Origin of the sequence: Bradyrhizobium sp. HKCCYLRH3073, from assembly GCF_051167995.1 — a bacterium.
Taxonomy (GTDB): Bacteria; Pseudomonadota; Alphaproteobacteria; order Rhizobiales; family Xanthobacteraceae; genus Bradyrhizobium.
This window is the reverse complement of the sequence record NZ_JBNPUD010000006.1, coordinates 213,982-239,910: the sequence shown is the minus strand read 5'-3', so window position 1 is coordinate 239,910 and position 25,929 is coordinate 213,982. Positions and strand designations below refer to the sequence as shown.

The following is a 25,929-nucleotide window of genomic DNA, read 5'->3' as shown; positions in this document are numbered from 1 at the left end:
CATCATCAGGGGATATCGAGATGGCAAAAGACAAGACCCCGGCGATCCAAGTCAAGACCTACGCCTCGCATCACGTCATCACCCAGCCCAATCCGCTGAAGAAGGTGCTGCGTCGCGCCGAAGAGAAGGATCTCGACGATCCGATCGCGCGTGCCGAAGCCGCGCTCGAAGGGCTGTCCGGCGAGTTCAAGTCGTGGATGGACACCGAGGCCGATCGGCTGACGAAAGCCTATGCAGCAGTCCTCAAGACCGGCTTCGACGACGATGCCTGCGAGGAGATGTTCCGCGCGGCACACGACATCAAGGGCGACGCCGCGACCTTCGGCTATCCCGCCGCCGCCGAGGTTGCCGACAGCCTTTGCCGGATCATCGAGCACGCGCCGGATCTCGAAAAGGTCCCGGCCGAGCTGTTCGAGCATCACGTCAACGCGATCCAGGCGATCGTGCATGATCATACGAAGTATGACAGCGCGACGGTCGCAGGCGAACTGAGCCGCCGGCTGCGCCGCGTGGCGGACGACTATCTGATCCAGGTCAACCGCAACCGGCCGGAGCATCTCGAAGCGATCCTGGCGCCGAGCCTCGTGCCGAGCGATCAGCCGTAATCGGATGGCGATCACGTAGGATGGGCAAAGCGCCGCCGCAAAGCGGCGGTCGCGTGCCCATCATGGATCGGCGGTCTTTGCAGCAAGTCGGTGGGCACGACGCCCCCGCGCGCTCGAACGTGGCAATATCTGCGACGCGCCTTTGCCTACGCTACGGCAGCGCACACGGTTCACGCCGCGATCAGTCCGAACTCCAGCCCGGCGACGAAATCCTCGGCCATCACCTCGTCGCAGAACTCACGGGCCTCGTCGCGCGCGGATTCGGTGGCGAAGCGGCGCAGCAGGATCAAGAGCGGCGCCGCCGCGTCGCGGTCGGTGGCGCAATGGGTGAGCACGCGCTCCACCATCTTGCGGCGCAGGATCGCTGCCCCGCTCAAGGTGTCGGCAAAGCCGTTCTCGCGGCAGACCTCGAGCGCGATGCTGAAGGCGTCGAAGGTGGTGTCGGGAATGCCCGCCTTGCGCAGCAGCCCCTGCAGGCTGGCGCGGCCGCGATCGTTGAGCAGCGCCGCCACCCGCGCCCGTGGCATGTCGGCGAGCTCCGACAGCGCGATCTCGAACAATTCGACATTGCCGGAGAGCAGCGCGCGCAGGATCAGACCCGCGGTGAGTTGCGAGGTTGCGCGCAGATGCTGGACCAGCCCGCGCAGCTCCTCGCCGCGCGAGCGCGCCGCGATGGTGATGGTCGAGCGGTCGCGCGCCTCATTGGTGATGCGCCCTGCCCTGTCGGCGCTGAGCCAGTTCCTGGCGACCACGAACTGCGCCAGTGTCTCTGAGAGCTTGTCGACCAGCGCCGCGCGCGTCGCGGCCGGCAGATCGTCCAGCACCAGCATCGCTTCGCGGATGGCGGCGAGATGGCCGTGACGCTCGACGATGCGGTCCCAGGAAAACGGCGCCAGCTCGGCATAAGCATTCTCGATCAGCTCGAGCGCTGCAGCGGCGCTGCCGACCTCGGCGATCGCTGCGCACACCGGCGCCGGCAGGCCGACGCGGCGCGCGATCGCGCATTGGGTTTCGGAGTTACCAGTCGCGACGATGTCGACGAGGTCGGCATCGATCAGCAGCGGCGAATATTCGAGGATGATGGCGGCGACAGAAGCCTGGTCGGTGGCGAGCGCCTGGACGATGGCGGCCGGCGCCTCCTCCGAGCGGGCGAACACCTCCGCCATCGCCTGCCGCACCAGCGGCGACGGATCGTCCAACAGCATAAGGAGCGCGCCCTCCGCGGCGCCGCGATCCTCGTCGCAGAGATCCGACAACAACCACGCCCGCGCGAGCGCCCTGGTGGCCTCTGCCCGCTCACCGGCGGGTGCGGTTCTGACCCAACTGAGAAACTGCCGAACGATCATGGTCTTTCCGGCTTACGCAACTTGCAGACAAAGGCCACGAGGGCCTCAACAGCACCGAAAATAAACCACGACGCTTAACAAAGCGTTCACCATAAGTGGCTGGTTTTGTTGATGTTTTGTTAAGGCGACAGGTTGTTTCTATACTATGATACCACTCAACGCCTCATTTGGCCGTAATCCGACGGGGGAAATGCGGCCGCCGCCGACGGTGCGAGCCGCGGCGGGACGTCAAAAATAGTTCTTTTTGATCAATGGTTTAGCGACGCGTGCGACCGCCTGCGCCGGCGCATCAGCCCGAGAAGGTGCCGTGCGGATCGCTGAACAGGTCGAGCCTGCGCTGACCATTGCCGCTGGCATCGTTGCTGCCGCCCTCCGGCGGGGTCGCACTGGCAACCGATGAATGGCCCCACAACTCGCGCACGGTTGGCGAGACCGCCTGGCTCGACTGGCCGTCGACCTGGAATAGCGAACGAAACATCGGATCCGCCGGACGGTTGACGGCCGATGCGTCGGCCGTCGTCGAGGCGCCGGCCCGGGATGAGCCGCGCGCATCCGGAAACATCGACAGGAAGGTTGCGGTGTCGGTCGTCGGTAGCGCGCCGCCGCCGGCCGCATTGGCCGCGACATTCGTCCCACCGTAGAGCGCAAGCGCGCCCCGGGTGGCCGAGGAATTGGCGGCGCCGGCATAGCGCGTGTTCAGGACTGCATAGACCTGGGACACGCTGCGGGCTTGTCCGTCGCGATCGTAGAAGATCGGCCGGTTGGCCGCGGCGGCACCGGGAAACATCTGCGTAGCCGATGCGTTCGGCGTCTCCCGGGCGCTGGTGATCAGCTTCGCGGCGCCGCCGACGCCCATGAAATGCGCCATGTAGAGCTCGGCATCGGTCGGCCGGCGGCCGATCTTGCCGGTGAGCTGGAAGCTGTTCGATTGCGTGAGCGCAGCGGCCATGGCGGACGACGCCTGCGGGTCGTCGCGCAGCTTCATGATCGCCTGCCGCATGGCGGGATCGCTGACCGTATAGTCGCCCGACGATGTCCGGGTGATCGCGTCGGCATATTGGCCGTAGCCGAGATCGGCGCCGGCTTCCTTCACCGTGCCCAGCCAGGTCTGGTCGATGAACTGGTAGAGCCCGCGCGCTGACGACGTCGAGGCGCCGGCGGTCGGATTGAAGTCGGACTCCATCTTGGCGGTCGACAGCAGATATTCGAAGCTGGTGCCGACGCTGTCGGCGGCCTGCTTGATCGCGCCGGCGACCTTCGCCCGGACGCCATCGAGGAAACCGGTGGACGAGGAGTTGGATGCGTCGACCGACATGGGAAGACCCGCTGTTTGCAGATTCGCTGGCAGACGAACGCGCCGGAAACGTCCGGCAAAATGCGGCGGGTATGGTTAATGGCGGGTTAATTCGCTGGGCCCGGCCGGGCCAATGAACGACAGGACAGACCCGGAGGAAGGTCGCTGGCCTACTTGCGATAGACCTCGGCCGGATCGAACAGCCGGTCGGCCTCGACAAACACCAGCCGCGCGCCCTCGCCCTCAGCCCGCTCCACCTTGCGATAGAAGCAGGAGTGGCGGCCGGTGTGACAGGCCGCGCCGGTCTGCTCGACGCGCAGCCAGACCGCGTCCTGGTCGCAATCGGTGCGCATCTCGACCACGCGCTGGGTCTGGCCCGAGCTCTCACCCTTGCGCCACAGCGCATTGCGCGAGCGGCTGAAATACCAGGCTTCGCCGGTTGCCACCGTCTTGCGCAGCGCCTCCTCGTTCATGTGGGCGACCATCAGCACGTCGCCGCTCACGGCGTCCGTCGTCACGCACGTGACGAGGCCGGCCGCGTCGAACTTGGGCAGGAAGGCCAAGCCCTCCTCGCGCTCGACTGAGGATGAGGACACGAAACTCTCGCTAAGATGTTGCTGGTCTTACCGTTGCGGCGAGCGCACCATCGACAGGAAGCGCCCCTGCTCGGCCGGATTGTCCCTGAACATGCCGGTGAAGCGGCTGGTGAAGGTGATGGCGCCGTGCTTGGCGACGCCGCGCACCGACATGCAGGTGTGCTCGGCCTCGATCATGACAGCGACGCCGCGCGGCTTCAGCACCTCGTCGATCGCAGCCGCGATCTGGGCGGTCAGATGCTCCTGGGTCTGCAGGCGGCGGGCGAAGATGTCGGTCAGGCGCGCCAGCTTGGACAGGCCGACGACACGCTCGACCGGCGTATAGGCGATATGCGCGCGGCCGTAGAAGGGCATCATGTGATGCTCGCATTGCGACGTGAACTCGATGTCGCGAATCAGGACGAAGTCGTCGTAGCCGGCGGTCTCGCCAAAGGTACGGTCGAGCACCTCGGCCGGGCACTGGTGATAGCCCTGGTACAGCTCGTCATAGGCCTCGACGACCCGGCGCGGCGTATCGACCAGCCCTTCGCGGGTCGGATCCTCGCCGATATAGTTCAGGAGCGTGTAAACCGCGGCCTCGGCTTCGGCGCGCGACGGCCGTGGCCGGTCCGGCCGCACGGCAGCAGCAAGAAAATCGGCAGGATCGAGCTCTGCAGCGCGGGGGTCGGTCAGCTTGGCGTCTAACGGCTTGCCCTCGGGCTTGGTGGTGCGCAGCGTCTTGATCAAAGTGTCCATCTCAACTCCGTTCGACCGGTCGGCGGTCCGACCGGAGTGTCACCGGCACAGCATCACCTTGAGGGCGTCACCTGCAGAGGCGCCACACGCAGGCTTGGCGCCTCTGGCGCCGGACGCCTGTGGATGTGGCTGGAATTCCTGCCAATCGTTTCCATATACCCGCAATATAGGGCGATGAAACCCGGCCGCCAAGGCCGCCACGCCGGTAATTCCGGGACGTCAGGCACATGCTGAACGACATCTACAACAAGCGCATCATCGAGCTGGCCGGCAACATTCCGCGGCTCGGACGGCTGGACCACCCGGACGCCACCGCCACCGCCCATTCCAAGCTCTGCGGCTCGACCGTCAAGGTCGACCTCAAGATGGATGGGCCCGTGGTGACCGACTTCGCCCACGACGTGAAAGCCTGCGCCCTCGGCCAGGCCTCCTCCTCGATCATGGCCCGCCACGTTATCGGTTCCAGCGCCACGGAGCTGCGCGAGCTGCGGGAGACGGTCCGGAGGATGCTGAAGGAAAACGGCGCGCCGCCGGAGGGCAAATGGGCCGACATCGCCCTGCTCGAGCCCGTCCGGGATTACAAGGCCCGCCACGCCTCGACGATGCTGACCTTCGATGCCGTGGTCGATGCCATCGGCCAGATCGAGGCGAAGGCCAACGGCGCGGAGCCGGCCGCCGCCCAGGGCTGAGGCAACGCCGCTTCCCGCCCGCGCGAGCAGAATGACCGATCCGTAGCCCGCATGAGCGCGGCGACATGCGGGAGCAGTATTTCGACACGCCGATTCTTGGCGCGAGGCCCGGCTCACCCAGGCGACGTCGATGCCTATTGCTGTGGCGTCGCGGCGACGGTCGCGGGCGGCAACGCCTCGGCGGTACGCGACAGTTGCGCCTTGTCCAGCGCAACGGGGAAGCGGTCCTGCTGCTTGTCCTTGGCCTGCGGCTTCGGCGCGAGCTCGGCGACCGGTGTCGTGCCCTTCGGCGGCAGCACCTCGGCGATCAGATCCGTGGTCACGACATTGGTGAGCCGCAGTTCGGCGCGCGACAGCTCATGCAGGTCTTCCCACGGCGGCACGTTCAGCGCCAGCGACAGCAGATCGCCCGCTCCACCCATGTCGAAGGTGTATTTGGCGAGACGCCCGATGTCGCGCTCGACGATCATCAGGTCTTGCGCCGTGTAGCTCGCCGCCTTGGCGTCGTCGGCGCGGTCTCCCATCCAGATCTGGTGGACGCGGACATGGGCCGCATCCGGAACATAACGCGTGGTTCCGGCCAGCAGCAGGAACACGCACATCGACTCGCAATAGGCCTCGGGCATGACCCGCGGCCGATCACCCCCGCGGCTCGGGCGTTGGGTCATGCCGACGGTGGTGCGCATCTTCAAGCCGCGGAACCGGCGGCCCAAGGTGATCGCGTCATTGACGGAGCCGCCGCTGGAATCGAGCACCAGCGTGGTGCCAGTCAGGTCGCGATCCCTCGCGAAATCCTCGAAATCCTTCGGCGTATCGCCGGTGACGATCCCGACCGCGCTGACCCAGCCGCAATTCGGCTCGCAGGCGACCCAACCAAACCGCATCGGGAGTTTGCGCTCTTCGAGCGCGCCGCCGGCGCGCGCCGTGTTTGACATGATGGTGATCGCGCCACCGACCACCATCCCAAGCGCTGCAACACCGAGTAGCATCCAGCGCAATTCACGCGACCGCAGCAATCTCACGCGCAATCCGTCCCCCTCGTCAAGCTCGGTACGCAGTTCCTCGGTTTTCTTGCGGAAAGACCTGACAACTTGGCCTCAAATCCGTTATTAGTCTGTCACATCCTTGCCGAGAAACGTATCCGGGCAATCACCTACCGTCCAGCTGCGGCGTGCTGCGACGCCGCTGAAAACCGGCCATTGTTGCATCACATCACCACAAATGACCGAGAGCCGGGTTCCCTGCCGAGGAACCGGTCAGAAGCTCGCCCATCCATCTTGCATCGCGCTCATGAAGCACTCATGCTCTGACATCGGCTGCCATTCTGCGCACATCGGGTCGCTGCTGGCCCGACTCCCGCGGCGCGCTGCTCATGCGCTGATCTGGCTGTATCGCCACACATTGTCGCCACTGGTCGGCTACAATTGCCGGCATCTGCCGACCTGCTCGGTCTATGCCGATGAAGCCATCGAACGCTTCGGGCTCTGGGCGGGTGGGTGGATGACACTCGCTCGGCTGCTGCGCTGCCAGCCCTTTGGCACCTCGGGCATCGACAACGTCCCAACGACGGCTCCTGTGCGCGCCCGCTGGTACCTGCCGTGGCGCTACGCGCGATGGCGCGGCGTCAACGGCCCGGACTGATGTGCAGCGCAACAGACGCCTCGCCCGTCGATTGATCTGCAGCAAAAGGGCCTGGCGAAATCTGTAGTCAGGCTTATTCTTACGCCAAGAGCCGGCGCTCCCAGCAGGAACCGCGCTGCCTCGGCCTGCATTGATGTGACGCTTCCTTCGGGAGGAGACAACGATGCGCTGGACAATCAGTCCCAGAAGCAACCGATCGCGCAAGAGCATCGGTCCCGACCATGCCGACCACCACGATGCCCGTCAGGTGGACCTGCTCTGCATCATCGCTTTGTTGATCGTCATTGTCGGTGCCTGGCGCTATCTCGCCGACAGCACCGCCCTGCCCCCGCCGACGACGTCCTACATCGTGCCCAGCCAGAGCGTGCACTGGTGAGATTCACCCCTACCATCTCGGCCAAAAGATGAAATCGTCGCGCCGCGGCGGCGGATAGAGAGGAACGGGCTCCGGCGTCCGCGGCACGCGCCGGGCGCGCGGCGGCGGCTGATAATCCGTCTCTGGAGGGGCGCTCGCTTCGGCCGACACCGTCGCGTCGGCAGGAGGCGATCTCACCGCGAGCAGGACATTCGATTCCCGCGTTCGCCAGCGATAGCCGATCCCGAACTCCAGCGGCTGCGCACGCTCGAACAGCTTCGCATAGCTCCTCTGGTACATGTCCGGAAACTTGTCGATCGGCCCGGCGTAGCGTCCGAACGGCAGGAAACGCCAGGCCCGCGCCTCATAGCTCGCGAGCGGGATGCCGGAATCATCCTGGACGACGGTCGCACTGTTCTTGAGCAGCCAGCTGCGGACCCGTCCGAAGCCGTTCTCATGCAACAGATAGGACGCGCTCTTCAGCAGGCTGTCGCCTGGCCCCAGCGGCTCGCAGAACTTGAGCAGCCCACTCGCCTTCACGCCGGAATCGGAGAGATCGGTGGAGAAGTAATAGAGCGTCTTCACGACCCCGTCGGCGCCGGCGAACAGAATACGCGCGCCCTTTGTCGCATTGCGCGCCGGCGGCTCGGAGTTGCCGTGCAATCCGCCGTTCTCGTCCAACCAGATCAGGCTCGCCTCGCGGATCATCTTGCCGGTGCGTGCCAGGAACACGTAGAGGATCGGCAAGGTCCCTTCGAGCTCGCCTTCGCGCAGGTCAACCTTCATGTCCTTGGTGATGAAGAAGGAGAAGCTCAGGATCGACTGCAACGAGCGTTCGACATAGGACAGTGCCGGGCCAATGCCGCCGCGCGGCAATCTGGACAGGTCCGGGATCGGGCCGGTTGGCTCGAGCGCCGCCAGGACATAGGTCGTTGCCTTCGGGTGAAAGGCGTCGGCATAGAGAAAATCCGGCCCCGAGAAGAAATAGAACATCGCCGGCTGCGGGGCCGTCAGATTGGCATCCGTCCAGGCCCTGATCTTCGACAACTGCCGCTGCTCGAGCTGATTGAAGGCGTTGTCGAAGAAAGCCGCGTGCCGCCGCCACGCCGGATCCTGTACGAAGGGCGCAAGTGGCGAGCCCGCCGCCGGCGCCATCCCCGCCAGCACCCGCGCCGTATCGTCCGGCGTGACGGACTGAGCCCGAGCCTCGAAGCTCGGGGCAAGCATCAGACATGCGACGGCGAACCAGACTCTCGAGACCCACAGCATTTCAATCCGAACCCGATGCGAGCGTTGCGGCGACACGGCGCGACCGCGCGTGAGCGAACCAATAGATCACCAGTCCCGACGCCATTGCGCCTGCGCCGAGCCCTGCCTGCAACGGCCGCGTCATGACGAGATAGTACATCATGAAGAAGGTCACGCTGAGGAAGATCAACGGCGTGACCGGATAGCCCCAGGCGCGATAGGGTCGCGGGAGATCTGGCTGCACGATACGCAGCTTGAACAGTCCGACCACGGCGAGAAACGAGCAGGACAACAGCGAGAACTGGACGAGGTCGAGCACCGACTCGAAGCTCTCAGTGAACAGCATCAGCGTGGCCACGGTGAGCTGGAACAGCACCGCATAGGCCGGCGCGCCGTTGCGCGAGCGCCGTGCGAACACCGACAACGCCGGAATGTCCTCGCCCATCGTCATCAGCACGCGCGGGCCGATCCACATCATCGCGGCGATGGAAGGAACCAGTCCGATGCAGATCATCGCGGACACGAAGCGGCCGCCGGCTTCGCCGAAGATATGACTGCCCGCGATGCTTGCGACCTGGAGCTGGCCCGCGAGCGCGTCCATCGGTGCAGCCCGCAGGAAAACCGCGTTGAGCGCAATGTAGAGCACCAGAACGATCACGGTGCCCAGCAGCAGCGCGCGCGGCAAGGTTCGCTCAGGCGCATGCAACTCGCCGATGATGTAGGTCGCCGCGTTCCAGCCGGAGAACGCGTACATGACGAAAACCAGTCCAGTCGCGAACGCAGCGCTCGTCACGTGGCCGAGATCGGTCGCGGCCGGCAGGAACGTCACCGGTTGCGGGGCGGCAATGGTATAGCCGGCGATCAGGAAGGCGGTGATGAGCCCGAGCTTCAACAGGGTCGACAACAGCTGGAAGCGGCTCGACTGCCTGATGCCGCCGAGTTGCACTGCCGTCACGAGCCAGACTGCGCCCGTGGCGAGCAGCATCGGCGGAGCGCCCGGGATGACGGCACGGCCATATTCTCCGAACGCCATGGCCGCGAGTGCCACGGGCGCTGCGAAGCCCACGGTCGCCGAGACCCACCCGGCCATGAAGCCGATCGCCGGGTGGAACGCCCGCGTGAGCAAATTGTACTCGCCGCTGGAGCGAGGAAACATCGTGCCGAGTTCGGCGTAGGCCAGCGCCCCGCAGATCGACACCAGTCCGCCCACCGCCCACAGCGCCAGGATGGAGAAGCCGGATGGGATGTCGCGGACCTGGAAGCCGAGGCTGGTGAAGACGCCGACCCCGATCATGTCGGCGATGACGATGGCGGTCGCGACCGGCAAGGACACGGATGGAACCCGGTCGCCGTCCGCCCGGCCCAGGCTGGGATCGTCCGCCTCGGATGCAGCCATTTCGTCGAGGGACGCCGTGCGCCCCTTCCTCTGCCTCAGCCCAGGTTCCCGCCGAAGCATTCAAACATCGTTAACGGGCGTTAAATATGACCTTCCTCAAGGGTATTTTTGAACCGATTTCGGCCGGGCCAGGCTGCGGCATTGCATCGGGCGGCCAAACGACCCACAATCGCGACACGTTCGCGTGGTGTGTCCCGGTGCGCCCGGGGTTGACCGGACACGATCCTTAACGCGACCTCAATTTCGGCGGCGCAGGTTGAACGAAATCCGCTGGTTGAAGAGCCGCGTTGGGGCTCGAACGCGTCTTTGGGGACGGATGATCGGGGAACACCAGAACGTCATGAGGTCTGTGCGCCAGGGCTTGCGCCTGTGGTGGCGCGCGGCATCGGCGCTGGCAATCTGTCTTTCCGTCACGCATTGCGGCAAGGCGCCGAATCCCGAGGCGTTGGCCGCCAACGCATCGACGGCCCAGGGGCTGACCTTCGACGACCGTTTTCCGGTACCTGAATTCAGCGACCGCTTCCCGTCCGCGCAGGAGAGCTTCCGGCTTCACACGCCCTCCGACTTCGCTTCGAAGCCCGCGCCCTCTCAGATCGCATCGCTGGAGCCGCAACGGCCGGAACGGCGGCAGCGTGAGGATCTGACGACCCTCGTCAGCATGAAGTCGTCGGCCTTTCCCTATTTCGGCAACAACCCAGCCTCCGACGCGCCGTTCCTGAACGTCAGCAACGGTGAGCGACGCGGCCACCGCAGCTTCTCCGGCCGCGTCTACTGGCAGGACCAGACCTACAACGACAGCCGCGTGCTGGTGCACGTTCCCGAACAGTTCGATGTGCGCAAGCCGGGCGTGATCGTCGTGTTCTTCCACGGCAACGGCGCCACGCTGGAGCGCGACGTGCGCGACCGCCAGTTGGTGCCGCAGCAGATCACGGCGGCCGGCGTCAACGCGGTGCTGCTCGCGCCGCAGATGGCCGTCGACGCCGCCGATTCGAGCGCCGGCAAGTTTTGGCAGCCCGGCGGCTTCAAGCGCTTCATGGACGAGGCTGCGGCCAGCCTCGCCCGCCTGACCGGCGATCCCGCGAGCGCGAAGACCTTCGCCGGCATGCCCATCGTGATCGTCGGCTACAGCGGCGGCTTTCTCCCTACGGCCTGGAGCCTCGAGGTCGGCGGCATCAGCGACCGCGTGCGCGGCGTGGTGCTGCTCGATGCGGTCTATGGCCAGCTCGACAAATTCGCCAACTGGATCGAGCGCAACCGCTCCGGCTTCTTCATCAGCTCCTACACCCGCTATACCGCGCGGCATGATCAGGAGCTGATGACCATGCTGCGCAATCGCGGCATCGAGGTCTCCGAGGGCATGGACCGGCCGCTGCGGCCGGGCAGCGTCGTCTTCGTCGAGACCGACGAGGGCATCACCCATCGCGACTACGTCACGCAGGCCTGGACCCGCCAACCGATCAAGGACGTGCTGATGAAGATGGCGGCCGCCCAGCCGCCGATCCGGATTGCGGCCGGAGCCCAGGATAGTTCGAACCGTGTGTCGAGCCGCTGAGCGGGCGGCCGACGCCGCGCTTCAGGACTTCGGCAGCTTCGGCATGTTCTCGACGAAGCCGTTGAAGCAGGCGAGCCGCTCGTCCTCTTCCTTGGTGAACTTGCAGTCGGCGACGGTCTTGGCCTTCATCGCTTTCGGCTTGGCTGCCGGAGGAATGACGGCGTCATAGCAGTTCAGCCGCTCCTTGGTTCCGTCGTCGATGTCCAGGCAGGCCTGGAGCTTGACGGCTGCCGATTGCGGCTTGGCCGGCGCGGCGGCGGCGGTCTTCGTTCCCTTCGGCTTGACCTGCACCAGCGGGCGGTCACCGACCATCGGCGCGCTCTGGGCCAGCGCAGGGGTGCACAGCAGCACTGCGGCCAGGCTCAACATCATCTTCTTCATGCCATATCTCTCTTGTCCGACCCGTGGGCACGCGAGGACGTCCGCCGATGCTACTCGCCGGCCGAGGCAGAATCCACGCCCCCGGCAGCCCCCAACGACATCGGCCTTTAATCCGGTCGGACCGGTCTTGCCAAGCGTCAACCCGCTGCTCGGGCCGGAACCGCGATCTGCGCGCGCTGGCGGCTGGCCAGGATCGCCAGCAATGCCAGGGTCAGGAACATCAGGGCGATGTAGCCGGTGGCGCCGAGCAGGTCGCGTGCAAACAGGCTGCCGCCGATCGCGGAGCCGATGGCCTGGCCGATATAGAGCACGGACGTGTTGAGCGACACCGAGGCCGAGGCGAGCGGCGGCGCGGCTGCCACCAGCCGAACCTGCTGCATCGAATTGGTGGACGCAAATCCCAACCCCCAGATCGCGACCGCCATCGCCATCAGGACGTAGGTGCCGGCCGCCAGCGTCCAGGCCGATACGCCGGCGAACATCAGGCAGGTGAACAACAGCGACGTCCGATAGGCCCCCCAGCCATCGACGATCCGGGTTGCGATGACGACGCCGAGAAAGCCGCAGGCGCCGTAGATCGCGAACACCAGCCCGATCTGGTTGGAGTCGGCGCCGGTCAGGCGCTTCAGCAGCGGTCCCATGAAGGTGAAGATCACGAACTGTCCCGACATCTGCAGGGTCGTGACCAGGAGCAGCAGCACCACCAGGCGGTTGCGGCCGAGCTCGGTCCAGGTCTTCAACGCGACTGGCGCGCCCTTCAGGCCGGATGGCAGGCGCCATGTCAGCAGCACGAAGCTGACAGCACCGGCCGCAGCGACCGCGAGATAGGCGGCCCGCCAACCGGAATGACTGCCGATGAAGGTGATCATGGGCAGCCCCACGGCGGCCGCCAGCGACCAGCCCAGGAAGACGTAGGCGATGGTGCTGCCGCGCTTCTCGACCGGGCTGATCAGCGCCGCGGTCCCGGCGGCCTGCGGTGTATAGAGAGCGCCGACCGCGAGCATCACCAGGCGCAGCGCCAGCAGGCTCGCATAGTCCGGTGCAAACGCCGAGGCGAGATTGCCGAGCGTGAGCACCAGGAGTGTCGCCGCCAGCAGACGGCGGCGGTCGAAGCGGCTCGTCAGCCAGGCGGTCAAGGGCGAGCAGATGCAGAGCACTACCGCGCCGAAGGTGATCAGCAGCCCCGCCGTCTGAATTCCGACGGCGAGATCCGAGGCGAGCTCCGGCAGCAGGCCAGCGGGCGCCAGCACCGAGCAGCCAGTGACGAGATTGCCGAGCATGAGCGAGGTCGGCGCAAGGCGCCCGGAAGCGGAAGCGGATGTCATCGCGCCTCAATAGCAGAGAATTTCATGCATTTGCATGAAAATGTCTCATGCCGTCCATGACTTTCTCTCGTCCTCCTCCCTTGTCCTGGCCGCTATTCTCGTCAGCGCGCGGGGGGCAGGCTGCGCCGCCGAGGCCTGCGGCGAGGGAATCTGCCTCCAGGGAACCGGCGTGCCCGTCGGACGGACGATAGCCTTGGACGGCGGGCAGCTCTCGGTCAGCATCTTCAGAGCAGATTGCAGGCCTTCGCTGCTCACCGGAAATGTCGAGACATTGCGACGCGCAACATTCAACAGGGAATCGCTCAGCTCGGCAGACGGCATCAAGGACAGTGTTTTCACCTGGCTTGCATTCAGGAACACGCCCCAAGTCTCGCGATCGCCGGACCGCCGCGGCGGCGAGAGGAAATTGAGCCGCAGATCTCCGCTCGTCATCGCCAGCGGAGCCGGCGGCGGGCCGGCCGGCGCGATGCGCTCGACGTCGAGCTCGAAGCGGTCCTGATCGAAGCAGACCATCTGCAAGCGCGTGGTCTGGAACGTGCTCTCACCCTCCTTGCGTGCGAGAATGGTCTTGTAGGCAATCCCACGGCTGGCGGTCTCGAACATCCAGGGGCTTTCGACCCGCTGCCGCCGGTCGAGCGCGAAGCGCGCAATCTCCTCCCGCGTCAGGATGCGCATGCTCTCGAACGGGACAGACCGCGCCACCGTGAGCAGAGCGGGATCCGCGCCGAGCCTGGTGATGTAGTCGAGCACCATCTTGTCGGCCCGCGCCATCGCCTGCTGCATTGCCTGCGCCCGCATCTCGCGGGTCGGGACGCCGCCGGTGAAGTTCAGGATGACGCGCGGCGAATGCACCGCGAGCGTCGCATCCGCTGCGATCTCGCGCGTGGGCGCGCCGAGCAGCAGGTAGGGACAGGCCGAATTACAGATCGCCCCTCGGGTCCAGACCTCGCCGTGCAGTTCGCGCCCGGACAGCTTCAGCTTGGTGCAAGCGTCGCCCTCCTGAGGCTCGAAGCCGCACTCGCGCAAGGTGGTGCGTCCCACCCGCACGGCGGCCTTGCGCTCGCGCAGCATGTCGCCGATGGCGAGCGCCTGCTGCAGATTGCCGCCTGGCGAATTGAAGTAGATCGGCAATCGGCGCTCCCCGATCTGCTTCATGAACTTGCGAAACCGCGCGGCGGCGCTGCCGTCGATCTTGCCTTCGGCGGCGATCCAGCTGTCACAGCCATGTCCGCAGACATCCGAGGAGCCCTTGACGAGCGCGAATGCGATCGGCGTGGAGCCGTCTGCGATCCGCGGCGGCGACGCCCGGCGCACAGCCGGCTTGGACTCCGTGGCGGGCCTGACCGGGGTGGCCGGGGTGGCCGGGGTGGCCGGCCTCGCCTGTGCCGCGGGCTTTGGCTGGGCCGCCGGCCTCGTCATCGTCGGAGCGGCCGCGAGCGGCGACAGGCTCGACAGCACGCACATGATCAGCGCGGCCCCGACATGCGCGCCACCCCGCCGAAAAAGAGAGAGCGGCGCCTCCCCTGCAGACTCCATCGCCAAACGCGTCCCCACGCCCCGAACACTTGAAGTTGTATCATACCGGCCCGCGGCGGCAATCACCGCATCGCCCCGTCGGCCGCAATTGGCCGGTTTTCCCCTCCCTCCCCGGGTTGCAGCCTCCGAATCCCCTGCTATACCCCTTGCTCCCGCTTACCTGCGCTCGTTCGCAGGAGTGAGCTCAAGGAGAGACCCATGCCTGATTCCAAATCGCCCGACGCGAAATCCGCCGCCGACCAGTCCAAGCCCGGCTTCCAATACAGCCTCAGCAACCTGAAGCCCGCCGCCCCGGTCGAGAAGATCACCATCAGCTTCCCCGACGGCGCCCGCCGCGAATATCCCAGAGGCACCACCGGCTTCGACATCGCCAAGGGCATCTCGCCCTCGCTCGCCAAGCGCACCGTCGCGATGGCGCTGAACGGCGACGTCGTCGACCTCAACGATCCGATCAACGAGGACGCCAAGCTCGAGCTCGTCGACCGCGACGATCCGCGCGCGCTCGAATTGATCCGGCACGACTGCGCGCACGTGCTCGCCGAGGCCGTGCAGGCGCTGTGGCCCGGCACCCAGGTCACGATCGGCCCCGTGATCGAGAACGGCTTCTATTACGATTTCTTCCGCAACGAGCCGTTCACCCCCGAGGACTTCGCCGCGATCGAGAAGAAGATGCGCGAGATCATCGGCCGCGACAAACCCTTCACCAAGGAGGTGTGGGACCGCGAAAAGACCAAGCAGGTGTTCCGCGACAAGGGCGAGGCGTTCAAGGTCGAGCTGGTCGATGCCATTCCCGGCAGCGAGCCGATCAAGATCTACTACCAGGGCGACTGGTTCGACCTGTGCCGCGGCCCGCACATGACCTCGACCGGGAAGATCGGCAACGCCTTCAAGCTGATGAAGGTGGCGGGCGCCTATTGGCGCGGCGATTCCAACAATCCCATGCTGACCCGCATCTACGGCACCGCCTTCGCCAAGCAGGAGCAGCTCGACGCCTATCTGAAGCAGATCGAGGAGGCCGAGAAGCGCGACCACCGCAAGCTCGGCCGCGAGCTCGACCTGTTCCACTTCCAGGAGGAAGGCCCGGGCGTCGTGTTCTGGCATCCGAAAGGCTGGAGCATCTTCCAGGCGCTGATCGCCTACATGCGCCGGCGCCTCGCTGGCGAGTATGACGAGGTGAACGCGCCGCAGATCCTCGACAAGTCGCTGTGGGAGACCTCGGGCCACTGGAACTGGTATCGCGAGAACATGTTCGCGGCGCAGTCCGCCGGCGACGAGGCCGAGGACAAGCGCTGGTTCGCGCTGAAGCCGATGAACTGCCCGGGTCACGTGCAGATCTTCAAGCATGGCCTGAAGAGCTACCGCGACCTGCCGTTGCGGCTCGCGGAGTTCGGCGTCGTGCATCGCTACGAGGCTTCCGGCGCCATGCACGGCCTGATGCGCGTGCGCGGCTTCACCCAGGACGACGCGCACATCTTCTGCACGGAAGATCAGCTCGCCGAGGAGTGCCTGAAGATCAACGACCTCATCCTGTCGACCTACTCGGATTTCGGCTTCGAGGGCGAGCTGACGGTGAAGCTGTCGACCCGGCCGGACAAGCGCGTCGGGACCGACGAGATGTGGGATCACGCCGAGCGCGTGATGGCGACCGTGCTGAATGAGATCAAGGCGCAGAGCAACCACATCAAGACCGAGATCAATCCGGGCGAAGGCGCGTTCTACGGGCCGAAGTTCGAATACGTGCTGCGCGACGCCATCGGCCGCGACTGGCAGTGCGGCACCACGCAGGTCGACTTCAACCTGCCGGAGCGGTTCGGCGCGTTCTACATCGACGCCGACGGCGCCAAGAAGGCGCCGGTGATGGTACACCGCGCGATCTGCGGCTCGATGGAGCGCTACATCGGCATCCTGATCGAGCACTACGCCGGCAGCTTCCCGCTGTGGCTGGCGCCGACCCAGGTCGTCGTCACCACCATCACCTCGGAGGGCGACGAATACGCCAAGCAGGTGCTGGCGGCGCTGCGGCGGGCGGGACTGCGGGCCGAGATCGATCTGCGCAACGAGAAGATCAACTACAAGGTCCGCGAGCATTCGCTGCAGAAGATCCCGGCTTTGCTCGTCGTCGGCAAGAAGGAGGCCGAGACGCATTCGGTCTCGGTCCGCCGGCTCGGCCGCGACGGCCAGACCGTGATGCCGACGGCGGAGGCCATCGCCGCGCTGGTCGACGAGGCCACACCGCCCGACGTGCGCCGCCGTCAGCGCGAGGCAGCCTGACGACGCAGCTCGTAGCCCGCATGAGCGCAGCGACATGCGGGATCGCCGCCACAACGCGTGAGATCCCGGATGTCGCTCCCGCCGTCGCCCTGACGGGCGACGGTGAGCGCTCATCCGGGCTACACGGCTACGCTGACACAGTGGCAACAACATCAGCGGAAGCTCTGTCTTTGCCCGCCGCCTGCAGCGCCACCTCGGCGCATTCGGCCATGTAGAGAAACATCGTCGCGAGCATCCGCTCGATCGCCTCGCGGCCGCGCGGCAGGATGGTGATGGCGTCGGTGCCGCGGGCGAGCAGGCCCTTCTCTTCCGCATCACGCAACAGCGTCAGCACGTGCTTGCGCGACACCGAGAAGCGCGTCGCCAGGGCGTTGATGGAGAGCGGCACGGGTTCATCCGGCGGGAACGGCTGCTCGGGCCCTGCGCCCTGGGCCAGGCTGAACAGGATCACCATGCCGGCTGTGCGCTCGGCAAACGGCTCCAGCTCGGGCGCGCCGTCGAGGACGCGCAGGCCGGCGATGAAGCGGCGGCCGAGCTCGAGCACGAAGGTCTTCACGAAGGCCGGATCGTTCAGCGCCGTCCGATAGACCACGGCGGCCGGCAGCACCGCGCTCATGGCGTCGAACTGCACGCCCCAGCGCTCCCGATGCAGCGCGATCAGCTTGTCGGTCGGCACCAGCGGACGCCGGCGACGGTCGAGATTGGCGGCGGACGCGACCAGCCCGGCCGCGCGCATCAGCGCCAGCATCGCCTCGCAGCGGCCGCCACTGCACAGATCGAGTCTGGCGCACATCTCCTTCATGGCGCCGACGGTCAGGCCGAGCTCGCCGTCGCGCTGCTCGGCGAAGTGCAGGTACAGCGCGACATGCGGAAACAGCGCCCTTGCCCGATCGCTCAGCAACGCATTGAGGATGCGGTCGCCGCGGTAGAGCCGGACCGCGGCTGCGGTCGAGGCTCGCATCGCCTGGTCAAAGCCGGGTGTCGCGCGCAGTCGCGCGACGGCGTCAGGTGACGGTATCAGTACGGTCATCGGCACGTCAGAACTTGCACGTGGAGCAGCCCTCGGCGGATCTCTCAACATTATGTTTTTACCGCTCGACCTCAGGTTCGACAATTCGCACCCAATCTTGCGGCCTTGGACAGATGGCCGCAGCCAACGCCCGTTCCCGCGTCGCATTGCGCGAAGCTCTCGGCCGGACACCGCGAGAGCTGCAGGGACTGGCCTGGGGACATGAGGCGCAGTGCGGAGGCGGTAGAACCGATCAAAACGACGTGCCGTGGCCTCGTTGCCGACGGGGGCGCATGCTATCTGTCGCACATGCAACCAACGAGACCTGACGACGTGACCGACGCGATTGAACTGCTGAAGACCCGCCGCTCCGTGAAGCCGCGCGAGATGAGCGGCCCCGGCCCCTCGCCCGCCGAGCTCGACACCATCCTGACCATCGGCGCCCGCGTGCCGGACCATGGCAAGCTCGCGCCGTGGCGCTTCATCGTGTTCGAGGGCGACGGCCGGCGCCGCGCCGGCGAAGTCATTGCATCCGCCTTCGCCAGGAAGAACCCGCAGGCGACCGCTGCCGAGCTGGAGGTGGAGAAGAACCGCTTCATGGAAGCGCCGCTGGTGATCGGTCTCGTCAGCTTCACCCGGCCGCATCCCAAGGTGCCGGCCTATGAGCAGGAGCTGTCGGCCGGCGCCAGCGCGATGAACATCCTGACCGCGGCCACCGCGCTCGGCTATGGCGGCTGCTGGCTGTCCGGCTGGTTCATGTTCGACCGCGACGTGATGGACGGGCTCGGCCTGAAGCCAGAGGAGAAGCTCGCAGGTCTCATTCATATCGGCAAGCCGACCAAGCCGAGCGAGGACCGCCCGCGCCCGGCGCTGGCGGACATCGTGACGCGGTTCTGAGCGCGACAATCTCCGCTGTCGTCCCTGCGAACGCATGCGAACGCAGGGACCCATAACCACCGGCGGCAGTCGCGACACAAGCTCGTTCGACACCATCCGTCACCACATCTTCCTGGGGTTATGGATCCCGGATCGGCGCGCGCCTACGGCGCGCTTGTCCGGGACGACGGTTGAGGGTGTGGCGGCCGTCATCCCATCACGCCGCCTTGGACGATCGCCCACCGAACTGCGCCAATAGCCCCGCGATCTCCGAGGCCGGCTTGGCGGCGCTGAACAGATAGCCCTGGACCTGGTTGCAGCCTTCGGCGCGCAGCCAGTCGAGCTGATCCGATGTCTCGACGCCCTCGGCGGTGGTGATGATGTTGAGACTCCTGCCGAGGCCGGAGATGGCGCGGACGATGGCGAGGCAGTCGGAGCGCTGCGCGAGGTCCTTCACGAAGGAGCGGTCGATCTTGATCTTATCGAACGGGAAGCTGCGGAGATAGCTGAGGCTGGAATAGCCGGTGCCGAAATCGTCCATCGAGATGCGGATGCCGAGCTGGCGCAGCTGATGCAGCGTCGCCAGATTGGCCTCGGTCTCCGCCAGCAGGATCGACTCGGTGATCTCGAGCTCGAGCCGCTCCGGCGCCAGCGCCGACTGTGCCAGCGCCTGCACCACGACCTGCACCAGATTGCGGCTGCGGAACTGCACCGCCGACAGGTTCACCGCCACCTTGATGCCATCGGGCCATCGCGCCGCCTCGTGACAGGCCTCGCGCAGCACCCATTCGCCGAGCGGCACGATCAGGCCGATGTCTTCGGCCACGGGGATGAAGTCGGCCGGTGAGATCATGCCCTTGTCGGGATGGCGCCAGCGCAGCAGGCATTCGAAGCCGGAGATCGCGCCGGTCGCGACGTCGACCAGCGGCTGGTAGTGCAGCTCGAATTCGCCCTGCGCGAAGGCGCGGCGCAAATCGTGCTCCATGTCGCGGCGCTTCTGCGCCTGGCGGTCCATCTCCTTCTCGAAGAACCGATGCACGCGGCCGCCGTCCTGCTTGGCGCGGTACAGCGCCATGTCGGCGTTCTTCATCAGTTCCTCGCAGCTCGCGCCGTCGCCCGGCGACAGCGCGATGCCGATGGAGGCACCGATCACGAGCTCATTGCCGTCGATGTCATAGGGAGCGCTGAGCGCCGCGATCAGACGCGCGGCGCTCTCGCTGGCGTCATCGGCGCCGCCCTGACGGATGATCACCGCGAACTCGTCACCGCCGAGCCGCGCCGCCAGCTTGCCGCCATGCATCTGCTGCGTCAGGCGGCCCGCGACCGCCTGCAGCAGCCGGTCGCCCATCGGATGGCCGAAGGAATCGTTGACGGTCTTGAACAGGTCGAGGTCGATGCACATCACCGCGATGCGCCTGTCCGCCGACAAGGCGCCGTCGAGCTCCTGCGTGAGGCGCTGCTGGAAGAATTCGCGGTTCGGCAGGCCGGTCAGCCCGTCATGGTGCGCCATGTAGGCGATGCGCGCCTCGGCGCGGCGGCGCTCGGTGATGTCGACGATCGCGACCAGCACGCCGTCGCGGCCATCGAAGCTGATCTCGCGGCCATAGGTCAGCACCTCGATCTCGCTGCCATCAGCCTTGCGATGGCGCCAGTCGCGGTGAAACAGATCGCCGTCGGCGAGCCGCAACAGCGCGTCATCGAGGCTTTCCCATTCGCCCGGCGGCCAGAGATCCCAGACGTTCATGCACAGGAGATCGGCCCGGCCGTAGCCATAGTGCCCGACCATCGCGTCGTTGACGTTGAGGATCTGCGCGGTCTTGGCGTCGAGGATGCACATCGGCACCGGATTGGCGTCGAACAGCAGCCGGAACGAGGCCTCGCGCCGCTTCAGCGCGGTCACATCGGCAATGGTCAATGAGATGATGTCGCCGAAGGCGTGGGCGCCGAGCCTGAGACTGCGCGCTTCGCTGTCGAGCTCGAACTGGTCGCTTCGCCCGTGCGTGACCACGTCGAACAGCCGCGCCATCACCTCGGGCGTGCACAACATGTTGCCGCCCTGCTTCAGCCGATGCCATTGCAGCGTCGCCGACGGCAGCCTGAGCAGGTCAGCGGCCGCGCGATTGTGATGGACCACCTGGAAATCGCAGGGCATGCCGACGCTGTCGCGGATGGTCGCGAGCGAGACGACGCCGTCATCGGTCGTCGAGAAGATCGCGTCGAGCAGATTGTACTGCGTGGCACGCTCGTTGACGTAGGTCCCGACCAGCGTGCTGCCCCACCGCGAATTGGTCGGCAACGCCAGGACATCATAGCTGCGGACCATGCCGTCGCGCACGCAATGCGCATGGGCGAGATAGGGCTGGCCGCTGACGAGCGCGCAATTGGCGGCCTCCACCAGCACGGTGGCACAATCCGGCGATACGGCCTCCACCGCGACGTCCCAGCGTTCGTCCTGCAGCCATTGCTGGACGTAGCGACCGCTGCGCGAAATCTGCAGGCCGCCGTCGTCGTTGTTGAGCACCGCGATGTGATCGGCGAGCCGGCCGAGGCTGCCCAGCATCACGTCCTCGTAGCGCGGCAGGCGCTGCCCTGGCCTCAATGCGGCCTGCCATTTGCGCCTGAGTACCGGGATGTCGTCAAAGAGATCGCTGCTGATCGTTGTCAACGCCTTGGTCGTCGCGGCACTCATCATTCCCACTCGATCGCCCACCCTGTCGGTCCCGGCGGTATCTGAAGCAGACGCGGCTTTAACGAGCTGTAAATGCATTGGCTTCGCGCATGGCGCGCAGCGATTGTGACAGTTTTAAGTGGTTCCATGGTTATCGCGCATTAGCGACTGTGACAGCGTCGCTTCACGTTCATCGCCGCTGTCCCAACGAGAGGGAGATACGGCACGGATGCGGATGTGACTGCGCGATCTCGCGACACGATCTGCCCGAGTTTTGCTGATCGAACCGCCCTCTTCAAACAGAGGGCGCAGGGAGAGCCGGACCTCGACTGAGGCCCGTGGCCCGCCTGCGAAAAAAAATGCAGGCGGCAGGTACCACAGGTCAGCCGGAAACCCGGCCCTCCCTGCGCGATGGCTTTAACGGCTGCTTCGCGTTCTCCCTGGTGCGCCGGGCTTTCTGGCCACCATCCCCACGTGAAGCCAGAGCTTCGACGTGAGTTGATATCAGCATCGGGATATCAGGACCGCGCGACTTGACCGTGCGCAGCGGATCGTTCGTCGGCGCGAGCAACCCCGCGCTGCAATCCACCACGCCCACCGCTCCCCGCCTCGCGTCTCGTGACGACCGCGATACGCCCCTCATCTCGAGGCGGGATGCGCGGAAAGATCCACCTGATTTGCCCGACGGCGCAAGGACTAATAACTGCGACAAAGTAACCCGACGGGCAAAATAATGAGTTCGGTTGGCAGAAAGCCGTAGGGTGGGCAAAGGCGCTACCGTGACCTCTCCACGCATACGATCGCAGTTGACGCCGTGCCCACCATCTTCCTGTTGCGTGCGCGGATCGACGGTGGGCACGCTGCCGCCTACGGCGGCTGCTTTGCCCACCCTACGGCTCATGCGACAAAGTAACTCGACGGGCAGACGTCGCGAGTTTAGCGAGTCGTGTCGCGCACCACTGCTTCGACGATCACCCCGTCGTCCCGGCCTTGAGCGGGGACCCATAGCCACCGGCCGCGGCGAGGCGGGCCGCTGACAGCTACGTCCCCCGATAGCATCCGCGGTATGGGTCCCGGCGTTCGCCGGGACGACACCGTTGATGGAACGCGATCCTGCAAAAACTCTGCGCTCGCATCACTCCTGCTCCAGACGAATGCCTGCGTCGCTGAGCGCCTCCATGAGCCGCTCGATGTCCTCGGATGCGACGGTGTTGCCTGGACAGATCTCATTCAGCTCGTCGAACGTGATCCATCCCTTACGCTCACCGATCGCGATGGCATGGCGGATGATGTCGGATATCTGCAAGCGGCTCTCCTCGGAGATGGGTTCTCATCAATAGCGGGGAGAGTCGGTTTGACCCTGCAGGCTTTCGCGCGTCCTACCGCGCCAGCACCTCGACCTCGCCGTCGACGCCGTTGACGACGCTGAAGGAGCGCTCGAACACCTTGCCTTCGTTCTTGGCGATGGCGCGGTAGTCGCCTTCGGACAGCACGACCTTGGGGAAGGCGCCGATCGATTCCTTGATCACGTCGCCGCCGGGGTTGATGACCGACCAGGCGGTGTTGGCGAGCGCCTCGCCGCCCTTGTCGGAGACGAGCTTCAAGGTGATGACCGCGGCACGGTGCGTCACCGTGACGTCGGTGAGCTTGCCGGCCTGGACGCGGATGTCGGAGCGCACCACCGAGTTCGCGTCGCCATAGTTGGAGACGATGTAATAGGTGCCTTCCGGCAGCATCAGCATGTCGCCGGCGGCGACGTTCGGCACCAGCGGCGCCCGCTCGCGGCCGTCGAACTGGCTGCCCTTGTAGATGGCGAACGAGATCTGGTTCTGCGGGATCTTGCTGGTGCCGACCCTGCCCTCGAGGCGCAGGCCGCCGGCCGGCAGCACGAAGGATTCGCGATCGGTCTCGGTCTTCAGGTTCACCGACCTGACCGCGCTGACGAGGCCGAGCGCGACATGCACGACATAGGTGCCGGGCGGCAGCACGATGTTCGGCGTCGGGCCGCGATCCTCGCGCAGCATCTTGAAGGCGCCAGATTCGTCCGGCCGGTCGGCGAACACGCGCCAGACCAGACCGCCATTGATGTTCGGCAGGTCCTTGCCGAACCGCGCCGACAGCGACAGCACGCCCTGATTGGGAAGCGCGGCCGGCGGAGCGGCCACCGGCGGGATCGCGGCCGGCGCGCCGGGGGGGATCGCGGCGACCGGGGGTCCCGGCAGCGCCTGCGGGGCCGGCGGCGGAATGGGCCCGGCGGCGGGGCCGGAGGGGGGCGCCAGGCTGACCGCCGCGCCGGGATCGGGCACCGAGGCCGGCGGAACCGGCGGTGGCCGGTCGCCGAACAGTTGCGCCGCGGCCGGCGACATCACGAAACCGGTCAGCGGGCACGACAAGGCGAGCACAAGCCATAGCCGCCCGCTGCGCCGGAATCTGGTGAACCCGCGACCTGTCGTCATCGTCCTGCTTTTGACCGAAAACGCGGCAAATTCAAGCCTCTACTCAACCGTCCCTGAGGAACCGCGCGAACGTCGCGCGACCTGGTCGCATTCTCCGGCGCCTCAGCGCCCGCGGCGCGCAGTCTGCCCGGCGGAGCGTTCAAATCAGCGGCATCCGGCGCTCCCGTCGACCCGGCATAAAGGATGCTTCTGGTAGGCTGGTGCTAGGCTGTCATGCGTCATGAGTCCGTTGCCGACTCGTTGCACACAGTATGCGTAGGCGTGGAGATCTCGGTGCTGGATATTCTGAAAGGACGCCGTGCGAGCGGAACCGAAGGTTCCGATGTCGGTCTCGGGACGATCCGCAAGCCGGTGATCGGGCTGGCGCTGGGTGGCGGCGCGGCGCGCGGCTTTGCCCATATCGGCGTCATCCGGACCCTGATGGCCCACGGCATCGTGCCCGACGTCGTGGTCGGCACCTCGATCGGCGCCGTGGTCGGCGGCGCCTATGCGGCCGGCCAGCTCGATACCCTGGAGGAATGGGCGCGCAGCCTGCAGATGCGCAACATCCTCGGCTATCTCGACATCCGCCTCAATGGCTCCGGCCTGATCGGCGGCGAGAAGCTCGCCGCCCAGCTCGAAGCATCGCTCGGCCGCGTCACCATCGAGGAGCTGCCGATGAAGGTCGCGACGGTGGCAACCGAGATTCGCACAGGGCACGAGATCTGGCTGACCCATGGCAGCCTGGTCGATGCGATGCGCGCCTCCTATGCCCTGCCCGGCATCTTCGCGCCGGTCCTGATCGGCGACCGCTGGCTGGTCGACGGCGCGATGGTCAATCCGGTGCCGGTGTCGGCGGCGCGGGCGCTCGGCGCCGAGATCGTGATCGCCGCCAACCTGTCCAGCGACGTGTTCACGCATTCGACAACGATCTACGCGCATGGCCAGCCGGTCCAGGTGCCGGAGACGGTGATGGAAAGCACGCCGCCGAAGCGGCGCTTCCGCAGGCTGTTCTCGCCGGAGCGCGCGGTGAAACGGCAGTTCTTCGGCGAAGGCGGCCGGCCGGGCATCTCGTCGGTGATGGTCGACGCCTTCAACATCATGCAGGACCGGATCACCCGTGCGCGCCTCGCCGGCGATCCGCCGGACCTGCTGATCTCGCCGCGCGTCGGCCAGATCGGCTGGTTCGACTTCCATCGCGCGGCCGACCTCATCGCGTTCGGCACAAGGGCGGCCGAACGTGCGCTGGATTCAATCCAGGAGGCGATCGGCGCAGTCACGCCGACCGGCGGCGGAGCGACTACGCCGTCTTGATATACTGGCGGAGCGCTTCCTGCTCGGTCTCGTATTCCTGGACGCGCCACTTCACGACGTCGCCGATCGAGATCAGGCCGACCACGCCGCCCCCCTCGATCACCGGCAGATGGCGGAACTTGCCGTTGGTCATCATCTCCATGATCGAGGCGACCGTATCCGCCGGCTTGCAGCTCACCACCCGCCGCGTCATCACGTTCGACACCGGCTCGGTCAGCGCCGCGGCGCCGCGCTCGCCGAGCGCGCGGACGATGTCGCGTTCCGAGAGGATGCCCGCCATCCGGCTGCCCGACATCACCAGCACCGCGCCGATCTTGCGCTCGGCGAGCCGCTTGGCAGCCTCGGCGAGTGTGGTCTGGGACTCGACGCTCTCGACCTGGTGGCCCTTGATGTCGAGGATCGCACGTACTGTCATTGCTCGTCTCCTTGAAAGGCCGGTGCGCCTTCTTGAACGAGGCGTCGTTGCGGCCGATGCTTCCAGCGATCGTCAGTCAAGCGAGTCTTCAATCAACAGTCTGGCAGCGCAACCGATCCAACGCATCCGGCCCGACCGCGTCTGATCAACGCAGCGGATCGCGTTGTGGTTGCAACGCCCTTCGCAGGCCTGCCGCATGGCACAAAAGGGCCTGCTTTCGTTCGCCCGGAACGTGTCCCGGT

The 25,929-nt window shown here is 66.3% G+C and carries 23 protein-coding genes; 8 read left to right on the top strand and 15 right to left on the bottom strand.

Going from position 1 to position 25,929, the window contains the following annotated elements:
• Positions 1–20 precede the first annotated feature (20 nt).
• Positions 21–605 carry an Hpt domain-containing protein gene (locus ACQR1X_RS16895; protein ID WP_315801040.1) on the top strand — a complete coding sequence of 195 codons (585 nt, stop codon included), beginning with the start codon at positions 21–23 and terminating at the stop codon, positions 603–605.
• A 170-nt stretch (positions 606–775) separates the two neighbouring features.
• Here the strand turns inward: ACQR1X_RS16895 and ACQR1X_RS16890 are convergent, their stop codons facing one another.
• The 4 genes from ACQR1X_RS16890 to folE all read right to left on the bottom strand — a co-directional run bounded on the left by ACQR1X_RS16890 (position 776) and on the right by folE (position 4,576).
• Positions 776–1,951 (bottom strand): DUF2336 domain-containing protein, encoded by a 1,176-nt coding sequence (locus tag ACQR1X_RS16890; RefSeq protein ID WP_315801041.1) that lies wholly within the window; start codon positions 1,949–1,951, stop codon positions 776–778.
• A 289-nt stretch (positions 1,952–2,240) separates the two neighbouring features.
• Positions 2,241–3,266: a lytic transglycosylase domain-containing protein gene (locus tag ACQR1X_RS16885; protein ID WP_315801042.1), complete on the bottom strand. Its 1,026-nt coding sequence runs from the start codon at positions 3,264–3,266 to the stop codon at positions 2,241–2,243.
• Positions 3,267–3,415: 149 nt separating this feature from the next.
• A complete protein-coding gene (hisI, locus tag ACQR1X_RS16880; RefSeq protein WP_315801043.1) occupies positions 3,416–3,841 on the bottom strand; it encodes a phosphoribosyl-AMP cyclohydrolase in 426 nt (141 codons plus the stop codon).
• A gap of 27 nt (positions 3,842–3,868) precedes the next feature.
• Entirely contained in the window at positions 3,869–4,576 is a 708-nt protein-coding gene (gene folE, locus ACQR1X_RS16875) for a GTP cyclohydrolase I FolE (protein WP_315801044.1), read from the bottom strand.
• A gap of 227 nt (positions 4,577–4,803) precedes the next feature.
• Between folE and ACQR1X_RS16870 the strand changes: the two genes are divergently transcribed.
• Entirely contained in the window at positions 4,804–5,265 is a 462-nt protein-coding gene (locus ACQR1X_RS16870; protein WP_434899242.1) for an iron-sulfur cluster assembly scaffold protein, read from the top strand.
• A 134-nt stretch (positions 5,266–5,399) separates the two neighbouring features.
• Here the strand turns inward: ACQR1X_RS16870 and ACQR1X_RS16865 are convergent, their stop codons facing one another.
• A complete protein-coding gene (locus ACQR1X_RS16865) occupies positions 5,400–6,293 on the bottom strand; it encodes a hypothetical protein (protein ID WP_315801046.1) in 894 nt (297 codons plus the stop codon).
• A 262-nt stretch (positions 6,294–6,555) separates the two neighbouring features.
• Here ACQR1X_RS16865 and yidD point away from each other — a divergent pair, with 262 nt between their 5' ends.
• Together yidD and ACQR1X_RS16855 are read left to right on the top strand one after the other, a co-directional pair.
• Entirely contained in the window at positions 6,556–6,906 is a 351-nt protein-coding gene (gene yidD / locus ACQR1X_RS16860; protein ID WP_315801047.1) for a membrane protein insertion efficiency factor YidD, read from the top strand.
• Between the two features lie 163 nt (positions 6,907–7,069).
• Positions 7,070–7,282: a hypothetical protein gene (locus ACQR1X_RS16855; protein ID WP_315801048.1), complete on the top strand. Its 213-nt coding sequence runs from the start codon at positions 7,070–7,072 to the stop codon at positions 7,280–7,282.
• A gap of 9 nt (positions 7,283–7,291) precedes the next feature.
• Here ACQR1X_RS16855 and ACQR1X_RS16850 read toward each other — a convergent pair whose 3' ends face one another.
• Both ACQR1X_RS16850 and ACQR1X_RS16845 read right to left on the bottom strand, forming a co-directional pair.
• Positions 7,292–8,530 carry a hypothetical protein gene (locus ACQR1X_RS16850; protein ID WP_434899241.1) on the bottom strand — a complete coding sequence of 413 codons (1,239 nt, stop codon included), beginning with the start codon at positions 8,528–8,530 and terminating at the stop codon, positions 7,292–7,294.
• A 1-nt stretch (position 8,531) separates the two neighbouring features.
• The gene (locus tag ACQR1X_RS16845) at positions 8,532–9,905 is read right to left on the bottom strand and encodes an APC family permease (RefSeq protein WP_434899240.1); all 1,374 of its coding nucleotides are present in this window, start codon (positions 9,903–9,905) and stop codon (positions 8,532–8,534) included.
• A 340-nt stretch (positions 9,906–10,245) separates the two neighbouring features.
• On the opposite strand from ACQR1X_RS16845, the gene ACQR1X_RS16840 reads away from it, so the two are divergent.
• The gene (locus ACQR1X_RS16840) at positions 10,246–11,457 is read left to right on the top strand and encodes an alpha/beta hydrolase (protein ID WP_315801051.1); all 1,212 of its coding nucleotides are present in this window, start codon (positions 10,246–10,248) and stop codon (positions 11,455–11,457) included.
• A gap of 21 nt (positions 11,458–11,478) precedes the next feature.
• On the opposite strand, the gene ACQR1X_RS16835 is transcribed toward ACQR1X_RS16840, so the two are convergent.
• From ACQR1X_RS16835 to ACQR1X_RS16825, 3 genes are all read right to left on the bottom strand, one after another.
• Positions 11,479–11,838: a hypothetical protein gene (locus ACQR1X_RS16835; RefSeq protein WP_315801052.1), complete on the bottom strand. Its 360-nt coding sequence runs from the start codon at positions 11,836–11,838 to the stop codon at positions 11,479–11,481.
• Between the two features lie 137 nt (positions 11,839–11,975).
• Entirely contained in the window at positions 11,976–13,163 is a 1,188-nt protein-coding gene (locus ACQR1X_RS16830; RefSeq protein WP_434899239.1) for an MFS transporter, read from the bottom strand.
• A 45-nt stretch (positions 13,164–13,208) separates the two neighbouring features.
• Positions 13,209–14,699, bottom strand: coding sequence for a hypothetical protein (locus ACQR1X_RS16825; protein ID WP_434899238.1), 1,491 nt, complete (start codon positions 14,697–14,699; stop codon positions 13,209–13,211).
• A gap of 198 nt (positions 14,700–14,897) precedes the next feature.
• On the opposite strand from ACQR1X_RS16825, the gene thrS reads away from it, so the two are divergent.
• Complete coding sequence (gene thrS / locus ACQR1X_RS16820; RefSeq protein WP_434899237.1) at positions 14,898–16,970, top strand: threonine--tRNA ligase; 2,073 nt, start codon at positions 14,898–14,900, stop codon at positions 16,968–16,970.
• A 127-nt stretch (positions 16,971–17,097) separates the two neighbouring features.
• On the opposite strand, the gene ACQR1X_RS16815 is transcribed toward thrS, so the two are convergent.
• Complete coding sequence (locus ACQR1X_RS16815) at positions 17,098–18,006, bottom strand: hypothetical protein (RefSeq protein WP_434899236.1); 909 nt, start codon at positions 18,004–18,006, stop codon at positions 17,098–17,100.
• A 306-nt stretch (positions 18,007–18,312) separates the two neighbouring features.
• Between ACQR1X_RS16815 and ACQR1X_RS16810 the strand changes: the two genes are divergently transcribed.
• Positions 18,313–18,876: a nitroreductase family protein gene (locus ACQR1X_RS16810; RefSeq protein ID WP_315801054.1), complete on the top strand. Its 564-nt coding sequence runs from the start codon at positions 18,313–18,315 to the stop codon at positions 18,874–18,876.
• 196 nt (positions 18,877–19,072) lie between these two features.
• On the opposite strand, the gene ACQR1X_RS16805 is transcribed toward ACQR1X_RS16810, so the two are convergent.
• From ACQR1X_RS16805 to ACQR1X_RS16795, 3 genes are all read right to left on the bottom strand, one after another.
• Complete coding sequence (locus ACQR1X_RS16805) at positions 19,073–21,544, bottom strand: putative bifunctional diguanylate cyclase/phosphodiesterase (RefSeq protein ID WP_315801055.1); 2,472 nt, start codon at positions 21,542–21,544, stop codon at positions 19,073–19,075.
• 1,114 nt (positions 21,545–22,658) lie between these two features.
• A complete protein-coding gene (locus ACQR1X_RS16800; protein ID WP_315801056.1) occupies positions 22,659–22,829 on the bottom strand; it encodes an RNA polymerase sigma factor region1.1 domain-containing protein in 171 nt (56 codons plus the stop codon).
• 73 nt (positions 22,830–22,902) lie between these two features.
• Positions 22,903–23,979, bottom strand: coding sequence for a hypothetical protein (locus ACQR1X_RS16795; protein ID WP_315801057.1), 1,077 nt, complete (start codon positions 23,977–23,979; stop codon positions 22,903–22,905).
• A gap of 273 nt (positions 23,980–24,252) precedes the next feature.
• Between ACQR1X_RS16795 and ACQR1X_RS16790 the strand changes: the two genes are divergently transcribed.
• Positions 24,253–25,272 carry a patatin-like phospholipase family protein gene (locus tag ACQR1X_RS16790; RefSeq protein WP_434838383.1) on the top strand — a complete coding sequence of 340 codons (1,020 nt, stop codon included), beginning with the start codon at positions 24,253–24,255 and terminating at the stop codon, positions 25,270–25,272.
• Here ACQR1X_RS16790 and ACQR1X_RS16785 read toward each other — a convergent pair.
• Positions 25,259–25,687: a CBS domain-containing protein gene (locus ACQR1X_RS16785; RefSeq protein WP_434899235.1), complete on the bottom strand. Its 429-nt coding sequence runs from the start codon at positions 25,685–25,687 to the stop codon at positions 25,259–25,261. The two genes, ACQR1X_RS16790 and ACQR1X_RS16785, sit on opposite strands and share 14 nt — an antisense overlap.
• Between the last annotated feature and the right edge of the window lie 242 nt (positions 25,688–25,929).

Bases quoted from the DNA above. Each gene is read 5' to 3' on its own strand.
- ACQR1X_RS16895 (WP_315801040.1), top strand. From the start codon at position 21: ATGGCAAAAGACAAGACCCCGGCGATCCAAGTCAAGACCTACGCCTCG.
- ACQR1X_RS16890 (WP_315801041.1), bottom strand. From the start codon at position 1,951: ATGATCGTTCGGCAGTTTCTCAGTTGGGTCAGAACCGCACCCGCCGGT.
- ACQR1X_RS16885 (WP_315801042.1), bottom strand. From the start codon at position 3,266: ATGTCGGTCGACGCATCCAACTCCTCGTCCACCGGTTTCCTCGATGGC.
- folE (WP_315801044.1), bottom strand. From the start codon at position 4,576: ATGGACACTTTGATCAAGACGCTGCGCACCACCAAGCCCGAGGGCAAG.
- ACQR1X_RS16870 (WP_434899242.1), top strand. From the start codon at position 4,804: ATGCTGAACGACATCTACAACAAGCGCATCATCGAGCTGGCCGGCAAC.
- yidD (WP_315801047.1), top strand. From the start codon at position 6,556: ATGAAGCACTCATGCTCTGACATCGGCTGCCATTCTGCGCACATCGGG.
- ACQR1X_RS16855 (WP_315801048.1), top strand. From the start codon at position 7,070: ATGCGCTGGACAATCAGTCCCAGAAGCAACCGATCGCGCAAGAGCATC.
- ACQR1X_RS16850 (WP_434899241.1), bottom strand. From the start codon at position 8,530: ATGCTGTGGGTCTCGAGAGTCTGGTTCGCCGTCGCATGTCTGATGCTT.
- ACQR1X_RS16845 (WP_434899240.1), bottom strand. From the start codon at position 9,905: ATGGCTGCATCCGAGGCGGACGATCCCAGCCTGGGCCGGGCGGACGGC.
- ACQR1X_RS16840 (WP_315801051.1), top strand. From the start codon at position 10,246: ATGAGGTCTGTGCGCCAGGGCTTGCGCCTGTGGTGGCGCGCGGCATCG.
- ACQR1X_RS16835 (WP_315801052.1), bottom strand. From the start codon at position 11,838: ATGAAGAAGATGATGTTGAGCCTGGCCGCAGTGCTGCTGTGCACCCCT.
- ACQR1X_RS16830 (WP_434899239.1), bottom strand. From the start codon at position 13,163: ATGACATCCGCTTCCGCTTCCGGGCGCCTTGCGCCGACCTCGCTCATG.
- ACQR1X_RS16825 (WP_434899238.1), bottom strand. From the start codon at position 14,699: ATGGAGTCTGCAGGGGAGGCGCCGCTCTCTCTTTTTCGGCGGGGTGGC.
- thrS (WP_434899237.1), top strand. From the start codon at position 14,898: ATGCCTGATTCCAAATCGCCCGACGCGAAATCCGCCGCCGACCAGTCC.
- ACQR1X_RS16805 (WP_315801055.1), bottom strand. From the start codon at position 21,544: ATGAGTGCCGCGACGACCAAGGCGTTGACAACGATCAGCAGCGATCTC.
- ACQR1X_RS16795 (WP_315801057.1), bottom strand. From the start codon at position 23,979: ATGACGACAGGTCGCGGGTTCACCAGATTCCGGCGCAGCGGGCGGCTA.
- ACQR1X_RS16785 (WP_434899235.1), bottom strand. From the start codon at position 25,687: ATGACAGTACGTGCGATCCTCGACATCAAGGGCCACCAGGTCGAGAGC.